Raw genomic sequence first — 13057 nt, 5'->3', positions numbered from 1 at the left:
GCCCCAGCCTGCCAGGCGGCGGCGTGGAGGCCGGTGAGCGCGGCCGGGGGTTACGCGAGCGCGCTCAGGCCCGGTACGAAGGCCACCGCCAGCGGCAGCGCGGGCATCAGCGTCGCCAGCGCCGTCAGCCGCAGCCGCCTGGCCGGGGACAGCCGCGGGGTGGCGGACAGCAGCCGCCGCACCCGCTGGGGGACGTGCGCCTCTGGGGCGGCGCCCAGGCCGAACACCCCGCGGTCCTCGTTCAGCCCGACCAGGGCCAGCGCGACCGTGAGCCGCCCGAACCGTCGTGAAGCCACGTCGTCGGCGGCGAGCTCCACCAGGCGGTGCATCTCCTCCTCGAACGCCGCGAACACCGGCACCTGGGGGAAGCCCCCGGCCAGCGCCCGCGAGCAGTGCAGCAGCCAGTCGTGCCGGGCCGCGACGTGCCCCTGCTCGTGGGCCAGCACGGCATCCAGTTGGCTGCCCTTCAGCCGGCCCAGCGCGGCCGTCGTGACCACCAGCTGCGGGACCGTACCCGGCTGCCACCACGCCTCGGGCCGGGGTCCCTCCAGTACGACCAGCCGCGCGGCCTGCGGGTCCTCCCCGGGCAACAGCGGAGCGCGCTCCAGCAGTTCGGCCCCGCGGGCACGCCGCCCGGCCCGCGCCCGCAGCACCTCGCGGGTCAGCATCGCGCCCGTCCACAGGCCGCCGCCCGCCAGTGCCAGCGCGGTGACCGCGGCCCACATGCCGCCCGCCGCGCCGAGCCCGTAGGCGTCGACCACCCCGTGCGGGGCGGCGGCGAAGAGCCGCCCCCGTACCGCCTGCCAGGCCGCCGCGGCGCTCAGCAGCATCGACAGCGCGAGGCACAGCAGCACCGCCCCCACCACGCACTGCCACACCCACAGCGCGACGACCGGCTCACGGTCGGGCCACTCGGCCCGCGCCAGCAGGCGGGGGGCGAGCAGCGCGGTCAGTGCGCCGAGCAGCAGGAGAGCGGCGGGGACCATCATGGCCGTCAGCCTATGAGCGAGGCGCTACCTGCGGGTAGGGCCCGCGCCATTGGTGACGCAGGACACGTTTCGCCGTCACTCACATGCTCAGCAGCATCGCCAACATCCCGATCCCCATGGTCAGTCGGCAGGCCCTGGTCAACTCGCCCGCGGCACCCGCGGCACCCGCGGCACCCGCGGCACCCGCGGCACCCGCGGCACCCGCGGCACCCGCGGCACCCGCGGCACCCGCGGCCCCCGCGGCCCCCGCAGCGCCCGCGGCACCCGCAGCGTCCCCGGCCGGCGCCACCGGGACCGGCGCAGCCCCGCCTCCCGCCACCAGCCGGGCCCCGCCCAGCAGGACGTACCCCGCGAAGTAGGCGAGCAGCGTCCCCGTCACCAGGGGCAGCCCCGCGCCCTGGCCGTGCGCGTGCCCGGAGCCCGCCACGAGCCCGAGGTACGCCATGTAGGCCATCGCCAGGCAGCCGACCGCGTGGTGCGCGTGGTGGCGCAGGCCCGGGCCGCCCCGCAGCAGCCACAGCGCGTGCGCGGCGGCCGCGCAGAAGACGGCCAGCAGGATCGCCGGACCCCACGCGCCGGTGCCGGACGGCGCGGCCATCACGGCCATCCCGAACCCCATGAGGGCCTCGCCCATCGCCGCGCCGCGCGCCGCCCGGCCCGCTCTGCGCGCCCGCAGCAGGCAGTACGTACCGCTGGTGGCGCAGAGCGCGACGAGCAGCCAGCCGGAGACGGCTGAGGCGGCGGACGGCAGCGCGGATCCGTGCACGGCGGAACCTCCCGGTTCGTCGGCGTCACGGGAAGAGATGCCCCTGTGGACGGGCCCGCACGCCGCCCCGGGATAGGCTCTCCGTGCCGTACCCGGCATGTCATATGCCGATCAGATGAACGGAGTCGTCCATGCCGACCGTCCACCCCGCCGCCCTGAGTTTCCGGCCCGCTGTCGAGGCGGACGTACCGGAACTGGTGGCGCTCGTCGAGTCGGCCTACCGCGGTGACGCCAGCCGGGCCGGCTGGACCACGGAAGCGGACTACCTGGACGGCCAGCGCACCGACCCGGAGGGCGTCCGGCAGATCATCGGAGCGCCCGACGGCGTGCTGCTCGTCGTGGAGCGCGCGGGCGAACTCGTCGCCTGCTGCCAGCTCGAACACCGCGGCGACCACGCCTACTTCGGGATGTTCGCCGTGCGCCCCGGGCTGCAGGGCGGCGGCCTCGGCAAGGAGGTCCTCGCCGAGGCCGAGCGGCGCGCCCGCGAGGAGTGGGGCGCCACGGAGATGCGGATGACGGTGGTCAACGTACGGGAGGAACTCATCGCCTACTACGAGCGCCGCGGCTACCGGCGCACCGGCGAACTGAGCCCCTTCCCGTACGGCGACGAGCGTTTCGGCATCCCGCTCCGCACCGACCTCGCCTTCGAGCTGCTGGTCAAGCCGCTGTAGCGGACGACCGGCCGCCCGCTCAGGCGGTGAAGCGGCCGGTGCTGCGGATCTCCGGGAAGCCGGTGAGCACGCCGTCCAGTTCGAGCGCGCGCGCCAGCCGCAGCTGGTCGAGGGAGTCGACCGTCCAGCCGGTCACCCGCAGCCCGGCCGCGTGCGCCGCCTCCACCGTCTCCAGGGTGATCCGGCGCAGCCTGAGGGCCACCGTGCGGGCGCGTGCGGCGAGCGCCCGGTCCACCACGTCGGACCCGTGGGGGTCCGCGTACAGGGTGGTGCGCAGGCCCGGCACCCGCCGGGCCGCCCCGGCCAGGACCGCGTCCTGGAACGAGGCCACCTCGACACGGGCGCTCAGATCGCGGCGCACGACCAGTTCCGTGAGCACCCCGGCGGCGGCCTCGTCCTGCACCGCGACCTGGAGCGGGGTGCGCACCGCCTCCAGCACCTCGTCCAGGACCGGTAGGCGTTCGCCGTGACCGGCGTCCAGCTCGCGCAGTTCGGCCAGGGTCAGTTCGGCCACGGCGCCCGCTCCGTCGGTCGTGCGGTCCACTTCGCCGTCGTGCAGGACGACGAGCGCGCCGTCCTTGCTCAGGCGCACGTCCAGCGCGATGACGTCCATGCCGCAGCGTTCCGCGCGGACGAAGGACCGCAGGGTGTTCTCCGGCTCCACACCCATGACCCCGCGATGACCGATGGTGAGGAAAGTCAAGGTTCTCTCGCTTCCGTCGACGGCGGCTGCCGCGCGGTCGCGGTGTCCCGACCGGCCGCGCGGTGAGGACGCATGCTAGTGCGCCACGGGTGCGATGGGACCGGCCGTGCAGTGCCCGGAAAGGCCCCCGAGGCCGCTTCCCGCCAGGGCTCGGTCCCCGGTCGCGGCGCCGTGGCGTCACCCACGGGTGGGCGCGTCCTCCAGGCGTTGACGCGGACGGCGCGGTGCGCCGCGCGGACGCGGCCGGTCCCGGGTCTTGCTACTTCTACCTATGACTACTAGTCATATTCCTATTCGAAGCAAGCCCTGGCGTGCGGCGCGTCCGCACGCGACCGCGCGACATCTGGAGGCATCGTGAAATTCTCCGTGATCTTCGAAGCGCAACTGGCCGATCCGACCGTGGAGCGGGAGCACCAGGTCATCCGCGACTGCGTCGAACAGGCCGTGCTCGCCGAACGCGTGGGATTCGACCGGATCTGGGCGGTCGAGCACCACGCGCTCAAGTGGTACGCCCACATGTCCGCACCGGAGATCTTCCTGACCTGGGTCGCGGCGCGGACGCGGTCCATCCGCATCGGCCACGGCGTCGTCTGCATGCCGTTCCGCTTCAACCACCCGGTCCGGGTCGCCGAGCGGGCCGCGATGCTCGACCTGCTCTGCGGCGGACGGCTCGACCTGGGTGCCGGGCGCGGCGGCACCACGCAGGAGACCTCGTTGTTCGGGGTGGACAAGGAGCGCACCACCGCCGAGGTGGAGGAGGCGCTGCGGATCATCGGGCGGGCCTGGCGGGAGGAGGAGCTGGAGTACCACGGGGAGCTGCTGGACATCGGCCCGCACCCGGTGCTGCCCCGGCCGGCCCAGCGGCCCCACCCGCCGCTGTTCCTCGCGTGCAGCAGGACCGAGACCCTGGAGCAGGCCGCCGAGCTGGGCGTGGGCGCGCTGGTGATGGGTTTCGCCGGCCCGGAATCGATCGCGGGGATGCGGGCCGCGTACGACGCCGCGATCGCCCGGCGGGACGGCGCGCGCTTCGTGTCGAGCGCGGTGAATGACCACTTCTCGGTGCTCTGCCCGACCATCGTGCTCGACGACCCGCAGGAGGCCCGGCGGATCGGCATCCGCGGCCAGCGGTTCTTCGCCCAGTCCATCGGTCACTGGTACGGCGGGGCGGGCGTCCCCGACGAGGCGGTGGTGGCGGGCGCCGACGAGGCCGCGGGGATGCGCGAGGCGGCCGAGCAGGTGGTGGCCCGCCTCCACGAACTGGAGATCCCGGTGCGGCCCACGTCGACGGCCACCTTCAACGCCGACCACGCCTACGGCAGCGCGGACGAGGCCGTCGCGTACGTCGAACGGCTCAGGGCGGCCGGGGCCGACGAGGTGATGTGCCTCATACAGATGGGCACGGTCCCCCAGGAGGCCTGTCTGGAGACCCTGCGGCAGTGGGGGGACAAAGTGATCCCGCACTTCCGGAACGCGGAGGCGCCCAGGGCCGGATGAGGGGCCGGAGCGATGGCCTCCGCCCTCTAGGACGGGAAGAATTGTCGTGGAGTGGGGGGTGTCGCAGGATATTTTCCCGAGTCTCCTCTTGAACAGGAGAGCCTCAGCCGCTTACGCTGCCCTGACGTGAGGTTCTCCTGTGGAGGAAGTGACATGACGGAAACTCTTGTGCCGGGCACCGGTGGCGCCGTGATATCCGCCGGGACGCGGGTGGTCGATCACCCGGCGTGGCCCGAGCTCAAGGCCGCCGTGGAGGAGATCCGCCCCTGGCAGGCCCCGAACGGCTCCATCGACTTCGAGGCGGAGGCCGCCCCCACCAGGGCCGAGGCCGCCGCCGCCGTCGAGCGGGTGATCGAGGCCGTGGAGACGCTGTCGCCGCTGCTCCCGCACGCCACCGCCTACCACCAGGCCCTCGTCGCCGACCTGCGCAAGTGGGCCGGGGCCGGCTTCCCGGTGCCGGACTTCCTCGACTCCCTGCTGGCCTTCCAGCCGGCCGCCGAGCGCGCCGACGGGCGCCAGCACCTCGTGATCTTCCCGATGTACACCCAGAACGGGAACCCGGACCGCAACCTCGAAGCCGTGGTCCTCAAGATGGTGTGGCCCGAGTGGCTCTCCGAGCTGGAGCGCACCCGGTACGACAACCCGCTCTTCCTCGGGATCACCTTCGAAGACTTCACCCCGGGCTACGACACCCACTCCGCGGTGCTCTTCCCGGAGACGATCGCCGTGCGCGAGGCCCCCGAGCGGTTCACCTGGGGCGGCATCTTCTGCGACCGCGAGGCCGCCCGCTACCGCAAGGTCACCGCGGCCGCCGTCGACATCCTGGGCATCGAGCTGCCCGAGGACATCGCCCGGATGGTCGAGGACCAGGAGCGCTGCGAGAAGGCCTTCGTCCTGTGGGACATGGTCCACGACCGCACCCACAGCCACGGCGACCTGCCGTTCGACCCCTTCATGATCAAGCAGCGCCAGCCGTTCTGGATGTACGGCCTGGAGGAGCTGCGCTGCGACCTCACCGCCTTCAAGGAGGCCGTGAAGCTGGAGTCCGAGGGCAACGAGCACGGCCGTGACGTGCAGTACGCCGTCCTCTTCGACCGCATGTTCCGCTTCCCCGTCTCCGGCGACCGCAACCGGAACTACGACGGCCTGGGCGGCCAGCTGCTCTTCGCCTACCTCCACAAGCACGACGTCGTGCGCTGGACGGACAACACGCTCAAGATCGACTGGATGCGTGCCCCGCAGGTCACCAACCAGCTCTGCGCCGAGATCGAGGACCTCTACCGGGCCGGCATCGACCGCCCGAAGCTCGTCCACTGGTTCAAGGCGTACGAGCTCGTCTCCACCTACCTGGCCCCCCACCCGGGCTCCAAGTGGGCCAAGGGCCCCGACGCCCTCGACCTGACGCTGCCCCCGCGCAAGCTCGTGGACGACGTGCTCGCCGACGAGTTTCCGCTCAGCATGTTCTATGAGGCGCTCGCCAAGAAGCTCAAGGGAGTGATCGCCTCCACCAAGGGCATCACTGCTGTGAACGCTGACGACGCGCAGCGAGTGGCCGCGTGACCACTCGCCCTCAGGAGGCTGCACGGATGAACGGCTCGGGCAACGACAACACGGTGCTCCAGGGAGCGGTAGTGGCGGTCGCCGGTGCGGGCGGCCCCGCCGGGCGCGCCGCCCTGCTCCGCCTCGCCGAGGCGGGCGCGACCGTCGTCGCGTCGGACGCGGACCCGGCGCGCCTCGCCGAGGCCGTGGACGCGGCCCGGTACGCCCACGGTGGCGCCACCGTCATCGGGGACACCGTCGACCTGCTCGACCTCGCCGCGACGAAGGCCTGGGCCGAGCGGATCGAGAAGGACTTCGGCCGCATCGACGGCCTGGTCCACCTCGTCGGAGGCTGGCGCGGCAGCACCTCCTTCACCGACACGGACCTCGCGGACTGGGACTTCCTGGAGAAGCTGCTGATCCGCACCGTCCAGCACACCTCGATCGCGTTCCACGACGGCCTGCTCCGCAGCGACCGCGGCCGCTACGTCCTGATCAGCCAGTCCGGCGCCCACAAGCCGGTCGCCAACAACGCCGCTTACAACGCGGGCAAGGCGGCCGCCGAGGCCTGGACGCTGGCCATGGCCGACTCCTTCCGCAAGGCGGGGGGCGAGGACGGCCCGCAGGCCGCGGCTGCGATCCTGGTCATCAAGGCATTGGTGCACGACGCCATGCGCGCGGAGCGCCCCAATGCGAAGTTCGCGGGCTTCACGGACGTCAAGGAGCTGGCCGAGGCCATCGCCGGCGTATGGGACGAGCCCGCCTCCGATGTGAACGGACAGCGTCTGTGGCTCACTCCCAGGCCGTGAGAACCGCGAGCGGGACGACCGATGCGCGCCGCCACCACGACCCGACGGTGCGCGGATTCGCCAGCGACAACTATGCGGGGGTGCATCCGGAGATCCTGGAGGCCGTCGCGCTCGCCAACGGTGGCCACCAGGTCTCCTACGGCGACGACGAGTACACCGAACACCTGCAGAAGATCTTCCGCAGCCACTTCGGGCCGTACGCGCAGGCCTTCCCCGTCTTCAACGGCACCGGCGCGAACGTCACCGCCCTCCAGGCGATGACCGACCGCTGGGGCGCCGTGGTGTGCGCCGAGTCGGCGCACATCAACGTCGACGAGGGCGGCGCGCCCGAGCGGATGGCCGGCCTCAAGCTCCTCACCGTCCCGACGCCCGACGGCAAGCTCACCCCCGAGCTGATCGACCGGCAGGCGTGGGGCTGGGAGGACGAGCACCGCGCGATGCCGCAGGTCGTCTCGATCACCCAGAACACCGAACTCGGCACGGTCTACACCGTCGAGGAGATTCGGGCGATCTGCGACCACGCGCACGCGCTGGGCATGAAGGTGCACCTCGACGGCGCCCGGATAGCCAACGCCGCGGCCTCGCTCGACGTGCCCATGCGCGCCTTCACCAACGCGGTCGGCGTGGACGTGCTCTCCTACGGCGGCACGAAGAACGGCATGATGGCCGGCGAGGCCGTGGTCGTGCTGAACCCCGACGCCGTGCGGCAGATGAAGCACATCCGCAAGATGTCGATGCAGCTGGCGTCGAAGATGCGGTTCGTGTCGGTGCAGCTGGAAGCGCTGCTCGCGAAGGACCTGTGGCTGCGCAACGCCCGCCACGCCAACGAGATGGCGCAGCGGCTCGCGGCGGGCGTCCGCGAGACGGACGGGGTCCGGATCCTCTACCCGGTCCAGGCGAACGCGGTGTTCGCGCGGCTGCCGCACGAGGTGTCCCGGCGCCTGCAGGAGCGCTACCGCTTCTACTTCTGGGACGAGATCGCCGGCGACGTCCGCTGGATGTGCAGCTTCGACACCCAGGAGGAGGACGTCGACGGCTTCCTCCAGGCGTTGAAGGAAGAACTCGCCCGGTAGTTCCCGCCCGGGTGGCTCACGCGATAAATCGATAGACATGCAGAGTGTTGCATAGGCATGCTCCTGGGTCATGGAACTGATCCAGGAGCATGCCGACGTCCGCGCCTACCTCGGCGCCGACGAGGCCGTCGACCACCCGCACCCCCTCGTCCGCGAGACCGCCGACGCCCTGTGGACCGCCACCGGCGGCGACGCGTACGCCTATGCCGAAGCGGCGTACGAGTTCGTGCGCGACACCATCGCGCATTCCGGCGACTGGGGGGACATGCGCGTCACCTGGCGCGCCTCGGACGTGCTGGCAACGCGCAACGGCATCTGTCACGCCAAGTCCCACGCCCTCGTCGCCCTGTTGCGCGCCCGGGGCATCCCCGCCGCCCTCTGCTACCAGCGCCTCACCGAGGACGACGGCACCCAGCCGCTGCTCCACGGGCTCGTCGCCCTCCGGCTGCCCGGCCGCGACGGCTGGTCCCGGCTGGACGCACGCGGCAACAAGCCCGGCGTGGACGCCCGGTTCGACCTCGAACGGGAGCAACTCGCCTTCCCCGTACGCCCCGGGCTCGGGGAGGTGGACTACCCGACGCTGTACGCCGCCCCGCACGCGGGCGCCCTCACGGCGCTCCGGGGGTCCGCGGACCGGCCCGAGCTGTGGCGGAAGCTGCCGACGGCCCTGTGACCGCCCCCGCCGCCGCTACGGGCCCACCGCGGGCCACCCACGCCTGCAGCAGGGCCGCGGCGGCCTGGAGGACGGCGATCCCGAGCAACAGCGCGCGGGGCGGCGCCGCGGCCGCCAGCCCCACCAGGGCGGCACCCGCCGAGGCCGCCGTCAGCTTGAGCCCGGCGCCCAGGGTGAAGACCTGCGTGCGCACCGCGTCGGGGGCGTACTCCGAGCGGATCCGGAGGGTGGCCGTCAGCAGCGGGCCGTCGCACACCCCGGCGGCGGCGAAGGCGGCCGCCGTCCACGCCACCGAGGGCGTGCACGCCGCCGCGCCCAGGGCCACCGCGGTCCCGGCGAGCGCCCCGCAGGCCAGCCGGCCCGGCGCGACGGCCGTGACCCGGCCCAGCGTCAGGGAGCCGGCGAGCGCGCCCACCGCGAAGGCCGTCATGAGCACCCCGCCCGCGCCCGGGCTGCCCAGCGCCGAGGCCAGCAGCACCGAGGTGGTGGTGAGGGAGCCGATGCCGACGAAGGCCAGGGTCGTCGCCGAGGTGATGGCCCGCAACTGACGCACCCGCCACAGCGCGGCGAGCCCCGCGGTCGGATTCGGCCCGGCCCGGGGCCCTTCGGCGTCCTCGGTCCGGGACTCGTAGCGCAGGCTGGCCGCCAAGACCGCGGCCAGCGCACCGGAAGCCGCCAGCAGGCCCATCGCCGGTCCCGCCGAACCCAGCGCCGCCACCACGCTGACGGCGGCCGGTGCGGTGACGGCGGCGGCGTTGTAGGTCGACGCGTCCCACCCGTACGCCCGGTCCCGGCCGGGGCCGGCCGGCACCAGCCCCGCGACCAGGCTCGACAGACCGCCCGTCACCATGGGTCCGCACGTGCCGCCGAGCAGCGCGACCCCCAGCACCACCACGTTCGGAGCCCGCCCCAGCAGCAGCGCCAGCGCCGCCACCGCGGCCGTGAAACCGGCCAGCGCGCCCGCGTGGAACAGCCGGGGCCGGCGGGCCCGGGCCGCGGCGGCCCCCGCCAGCGGAGCGGCCAGTACGTGCGGCGCCAGCCAGGCGGTCAGTACGAACGCCCCGTGCGCGGCGCTCCCCGTCCGCTCGAGGGCCAGCAGCACCACGGCCATCCCCATGCCCTCGGAGGCGAACCGCGCCGCGAGCGCCGCCCCCAGGTACCGCCCGAACCCCCGCATCCGGCGCCCCCTCCGGGTCCTGCCCTCATCCCGGGCCGGTGCTCAGCCCGCTTCTTTGACCTGCGCCGCGGTCGGGGCGGTACCGCCCAGGTGCGCCGGGAGCCACCAGGAGTCCTCGGGGCCCTTCGGCTTGGCCGGATACGCGCGCTGCGCGGCGTCCAGCAGTTCCTGCACCCGCTCGCGCAGGCGGCGGGTGATGGCCCCCGCGTACTGGTCCGTCGGCGCCTCCAGCGGCTCGCCCACCCGCATCGTCACCGGGATGTGGCTGCGCTTGAGGTCCTTCGGCCGGCCCTTGGTCCACAGCCGCTGGGTACCCCAGAGCGCGACGGGGATCAGCGGGACGCCGGCCTCCTGCGCCATGCGGGCCGCGCCCGACTTGAAGCTCTTGAGCGTGAAGGACTGGGAGATGGTCGCCTCGGGGAACACCCCGATGATCTCGCCGGAGCGCAGCGAGTCCAGCGCGTGCTGGTACGCCGATTCACCCTGCGCGCGGTCCACCGGGATGTGCTTCATCGCGCGCATCAGCGGGCCGGACACCTTGTGCCGGAACACCGACTCCTTCGCCATGAAGCGCACCAGCCGCTTCTGCGGCCGCGCCGCAAGACCGGCGAAGATGAAGTCGAGGTAGCCGATGTGGTTGGAGACCAGGACCGCCCCGCCCTTGCGCGGGATGTTCTCCGTACCCTTCATGTCGATACGGATGTCCAGCGCACGGAAGAGCGTGTGCGCGGCGCCGATCACGGGTGGGTAGACGAGCTCAGCCATTGGTGGGGAGACCCCGCTTTCTGCCTGGGGAGGTGCTCCCGGCCGGAAGTTACGGAAGCGTAGGTACGCGACCATGGGGATGGTGCCCCACATACCGGCCCGTGAGCCAGTCCAGACGCGTGTGCCCAAGGAGATTCTCGTCACGCCGGGAATGCGGCGCACGGGCGGGGCGCTCGGATCAGCGTACGACCGGAGCGAGGGCAGGGGTACTGATGGCAGCCGGGGAGCGCGGGCACGGGGACGGGGCACGGCTGGGCGCCGCCGAGCTGGGCGGGGAACCGGGGGAGCGGGCCACGCTCGTCCAGTTCTCCAGCGCGTTCTGCCAGCCCTGCCGGGCCACCCGGCGGATCCTCGCCGATGTCGCCTCCATGGTGGACGGCGTCACGCACGTCGAAGTGGACGCCGAGCGGAACCTGGAGCTCGTACGCTCCCTCGGCATCGAGAAGACCCCGACCGTGCTGGTGCTGGACGCCGCCGGGCGGATCGTCTCGCGGGCCGCCGGGATGCCGCGCAAGGCCGACGTGATCGCCGCCCTCGGGGCGGCAGTGTGACGAGCGGGGCGAGGGGCCTTGCGGGCGGGTCGAGAGGCCGTGCGGGCCGGGCGGGGGGATCGCACGCGCCGGTGCACGCTCCCGCACCGGGCGTGACGCGCCCGACATCCGGCCGGAGCGGCTTGACTGTGTACACGAGAGATCGCCAGGCTGACCACATGCGGTATGAACTCCTGCTTTACGGACGGGTCCACGTCGACCTGGTCCGCTACGCGAGCGCGCGCTGTTGGGATCACTGAACGTCCCCGACCCCCGATCCCCGACTTCGCCCGCGCCCCGCGCGGCAGAAGGAAGCCCCCTCATGACGGCCCCGACGGCTCCGTCCCCCCGTTTCACCACCGGCACGGCCGGATCCCCCGACCTGCTGCGCTCCGTCTTCCGCCAGCACGCTGCCGGAGTCGCGGTCATCACCTCCACCACGAGCGGCGGCGTCCCGGTGGGGTTCACCGCGACCTCGCTCAACTCGGTCTCCGCCGACCCGCCGCTGCTCTCCTTCACGATCGGCACCGGCTCCTCCAGCTGGCCCGCCGTACGCGACTGCGACCACCTCGGCGTGCACATACTCGCCGAGCACCAGCGGGAGCTGGCCGGGCTCTTCGCGCGCAGCGGCGCCGACCGTTTCGGACCGGCCACCGACTGGGCCGAGGGCCCGCACGGGGTGCCGGTCCTGTCCGGGGTGCTGGCGTGGCTGGTGTGCCGGGTGGTGGCGCGGGTGCCCGCCGGTGCCCACCGGGTGATCATCGCCGAGGTGGTGTCCGGGGACCCGGAGGTGCACGCCGGCGGTGAGGGCCGTCCGCTCCTCTACCACCAGGGGCGCTTCAACGCGTTGCGGGACTGAATCGTCCCTGCTGGGGCGGGTTCGGGTGGCGTTGGCCAGATCACAGTTCGGCGGCCTTGCCACCGGGGAAGACCCACTGTGTACTGACGAGTAACATTCCCTTCGGGACGCGGGCCGCCCCGATCGGGATCCGCCCGACAAGGCGCCTATGCTGCCTGCACAAGGCGGTACCAGAAAAAGACGATGCGGTAGGAGAGTCGGCGTGAGCCTGAGGATCGTTGTCTGTGTGAAGTACGTACCCGACGCCACCGGCGACCGGCACTTCGCCGATGACCTGACCGTCGACCGCGACGACGTCGACGGTCTGCTGTCGGAACTCGACGAGTACGCCGTCGAGCAGGCGCTCCAGATCGCCGACGAGGCGGACGACGCGGAGATCACCGTCCTGACCGTCGGTCCCGAGGACGCCAAGGACGCGCTGCGCAAGGCGCTCTCCATGGGCGCCGACAAGGCCATCCACGTCGAGGACGACGACCTGCACGGCTCCGACGTCATGGGCACCTCGCTCGTGCTCGCCAAGGCCATCGAGAAGGCCGGTTACGACCTGGTCATCACCGGCATGGCGTCCACCGACGGCACCATGGGCGTGCTCCCGGCGATCCTCGCCGAGCGCCTGGGCGTCCCGCAGGTCACCCTGCTCTCCGAGGTCAAGGTCGAGGACGGCACCGTGACCGGCCGCCGCGACGGCGACACCGCGAGCGAGCAGCTGCAGGCCTCCCTGCCGGCGCTCGTCTCGGTGACCGACCAGTCCGGCGAGGCCCGCTACCCGTCCTTCAAGGGCATCATGGCGGCCAAGAAGAAGCCGGTGGAGTCCTGGGACCTGGAGGAGCTGGAGATCGAGGCCGACGAGGTCGGCCTGGAGGGCTCCTGGACCAAGGTCGACTCCGCCGCGCAGCGCCCGGCCCGGACCGCCGGCACGATCGTCAAGGACGAGGGCGAGGGCGGCAAGCAGCTGGCGGAGTTCCTCGCCGGCCAGAAGTTCATCTAAGAGCTTCGCCGACACCCTCTC

14 protein-coding genes are annotated in these 13057 nt (G+C 72.8%); 9 read left to right on the top strand and 5 right to left on the bottom strand.

Annotation, left to right across the window (positions count from 1 at the left end):
- Positions 1-50: 50 nt before the first annotated feature.
- Both OHA81_RS04990 and OHA81_RS04985 read right to left on the bottom strand, forming a co-directional pair.
- The gene (locus OHA81_RS04990) at positions 51-989 is read right to left on the bottom strand and encodes a M56 family metallopeptidase (protein ID WP_329193145.1); all 939 of its coding nucleotides are present in this window, start codon (positions 987-989) and stop codon (positions 51-53) included.
- 79 nt (positions 990-1068) lie between these two features.
- Positions 1069-1755: a DUF5134 domain-containing protein gene (locus OHA81_RS04985; RefSeq protein ID WP_329193143.1), complete on the bottom strand. Its 687-nt coding sequence runs from the start codon at positions 1753-1755 to the stop codon at positions 1069-1071.
- Between the two features lie 131 nt (positions 1756-1886).
- Here OHA81_RS04985 and OHA81_RS04980 point away from each other — a divergent pair, with 131 nt between their 5' ends.
- The gene (locus OHA81_RS04980; RefSeq protein ID WP_329193141.1) at positions 1887-2426 is read left to right on the top strand and encodes a GNAT family N-acetyltransferase; all 540 of its coding nucleotides are present in this window, start codon (positions 1887-1889) and stop codon (positions 2424-2426) included.
- Positions 2427-2445: 19 nt separating this feature from the next.
- On the opposite strand, the gene OHA81_RS04975 is transcribed toward OHA81_RS04980, so the two are convergent.
- Entirely contained in the window at positions 2446-3129 is a 684-nt protein-coding gene (locus OHA81_RS04975; protein WP_329193139.1) for a glycerophosphodiester phosphodiesterase, read from the bottom strand.
- A gap of 354 nt (positions 3130-3483) precedes the next feature.
- Here OHA81_RS04975 and OHA81_RS04970 point away from each other — a divergent pair, with 354 nt between their 5' ends.
- The 5 genes from OHA81_RS04970 (at position 3484) to OHA81_RS04950 (ending at position 8717) form a co-directional block, all read left to right on the top strand.
- A complete protein-coding gene (locus tag OHA81_RS04970) occupies positions 3484-4623 on the top strand; it encodes an LLM class flavin-dependent oxidoreductase (protein ID WP_329193137.1) in 1140 nt (379 codons plus the stop codon).
- A gap of 153 nt (positions 4624-4776) precedes the next feature.
- Positions 4777-6183: a DUF6421 family protein gene (locus OHA81_RS04965; protein WP_329193136.1), complete on the top strand. Its 1407-nt coding sequence runs from the start codon at positions 4777-4779 to the stop codon at positions 6181-6183.
- Between the two features lie 26 nt (positions 6184-6209).
- Complete coding sequence (locus OHA81_RS04960; RefSeq protein WP_329193134.1) at positions 6210-6971, top strand: SDR family oxidoreductase; 762 nt, start codon at positions 6210-6212, stop codon at positions 6969-6971.
- On the top strand, positions 6968-8044 hold the full coding sequence (locus OHA81_RS04955; protein WP_329193133.1) for a threonine aldolase family protein: 1077 nt from the start codon (positions 6968-6970) through the stop codon (positions 8042-8044). Before OHA81_RS04960 ends, OHA81_RS04955 begins: the two co-directional genes overlap by 4 nt.
- A gap of 70 nt (positions 8045-8114) precedes the next feature.
- The gene (locus OHA81_RS04950; protein WP_329193131.1) at positions 8115-8717 is read left to right on the top strand and encodes a transglutaminase-like domain-containing protein; all 603 of its coding nucleotides are present in this window, start codon (positions 8115-8117) and stop codon (positions 8715-8717) included.
- Here the strand turns inward: OHA81_RS04950 and OHA81_RS04945 are convergent.
- Positions 8653-9894 carry an MFS transporter gene (locus tag OHA81_RS04945; RefSeq protein WP_329193129.1) on the bottom strand — a complete coding sequence of 414 codons (1242 nt, stop codon included), beginning with the start codon at positions 9892-9894 and terminating at the stop codon, positions 8653-8655. The genes OHA81_RS04950 and OHA81_RS04945 overlap by 65 nt on opposite strands.
- A gap of 42 nt (positions 9895-9936) precedes the next feature.
- Positions 9937-10659, bottom strand: a complete 723-nt coding sequence (locus OHA81_RS04940; protein WP_329193127.1) for a lysophospholipid acyltransferase family protein — start codon at positions 10657-10659, stop codon at positions 9937-9939.
- 212 nt (positions 10660-10871) lie between these two features.
- Here OHA81_RS04940 and OHA81_RS04935 point away from each other — a divergent pair, with 212 nt between their 5' ends.
- The 3 genes from OHA81_RS04935 to OHA81_RS04925 all read left to right on the top strand — a co-directional run bounded on the left by OHA81_RS04935 (position 10872) and on the right by OHA81_RS04925 (position 13036).
- Positions 10872-11210 carry a TlpA family protein disulfide reductase gene (locus OHA81_RS04935; RefSeq protein WP_329193125.1) on the top strand — a complete coding sequence of 113 codons (339 nt, stop codon included), beginning with the start codon at positions 10872-10874 and terminating at the stop codon, positions 11208-11210.
- A gap of 301 nt (positions 11211-11511) precedes the next feature.
- Positions 11512-12048, top strand: a complete 537-nt coding sequence (locus OHA81_RS04930) for a flavin reductase family protein (protein ID WP_329193124.1) — start codon at positions 11512-11514, stop codon at positions 12046-12048.
- 202 nt (positions 12049-12250) lie between these two features.
- Positions 12251-13036 carry an electron transfer flavoprotein subunit beta/FixA family protein gene (locus OHA81_RS04925; protein ID WP_190184144.1) on the top strand — a complete coding sequence of 262 codons (786 nt, stop codon included), beginning with the start codon at positions 12251-12253 and terminating at the stop codon, positions 13034-13036.
- Positions 13037-13057: the final 21 nt, after the last annotated feature.

It is taken from the genome of Streptomyces sp. NBC_00667, assembly GCF_036226825.1.
Taxonomy (GTDB): Bacteria; Actinomycetota; Actinomycetes; order Streptomycetales; family Streptomycetaceae; genus Streptomyces.
The sequence above is the reverse complement of the archived record's forward strand: the minus strand, read 5'-3'. Positions and strand labels throughout refer to the sequence as shown.

Bases quoted from the DNA above. Each gene is read 5' to 3' on its own strand.
- OHA81_RS04980 (WP_329193141.1), top strand. From the start codon at position 1,887: ATGCCGACCGTCCACCCCGCCGCCCTGAGTTTCCGGCCCGCTGTCGAG.
- OHA81_RS04930 (WP_329193124.1), top strand. From the start codon at position 11,512: ATGACGGCCCCGACGGCTCCGTCCCCCCGTTTCACCACCGGCACGGCC.
- OHA81_RS04990 (WP_329193145.1), bottom strand. From the start codon at position 989: ATGATGGTCCCCGCCGCTCTCCTGCTGCTCGGCGCACTGACCGCGCTG.
- OHA81_RS04960 (WP_329193134.1), top strand. From the start codon at position 6,210: ATGAACGGCTCGGGCAACGACAACACGGTGCTCCAGGGAGCGGTAGTG.
- OHA81_RS04965 (WP_329193136.1), top strand. From the start codon at position 4,777: ATGACGGAAACTCTTGTGCCGGGCACCGGTGGCGCCGTGATATCCGCC.
- OHA81_RS04945 (WP_329193129.1), bottom strand. From the start codon at position 9,894: ATGCGGGGGTTCGGGCGGTACCTGGGGGCGGCGCTCGCGGCGCGGTTC.
- OHA81_RS04940 (WP_329193127.1), bottom strand. From the start codon at position 10,659: ATGGCTGAGCTCGTCTACCCACCCGTGATCGGCGCCGCGCACACGCTC.
- OHA81_RS04935 (WP_329193125.1), top strand. From the start codon at position 10,872: ATGGCAGCCGGGGAGCGCGGGCACGGGGACGGGGCACGGCTGGGCGCC.
- OHA81_RS04950 (WP_329193131.1), top strand. From the start codon at position 8,115: ATGGAACTGATCCAGGAGCATGCCGACGTCCGCGCCTACCTCGGCGCC.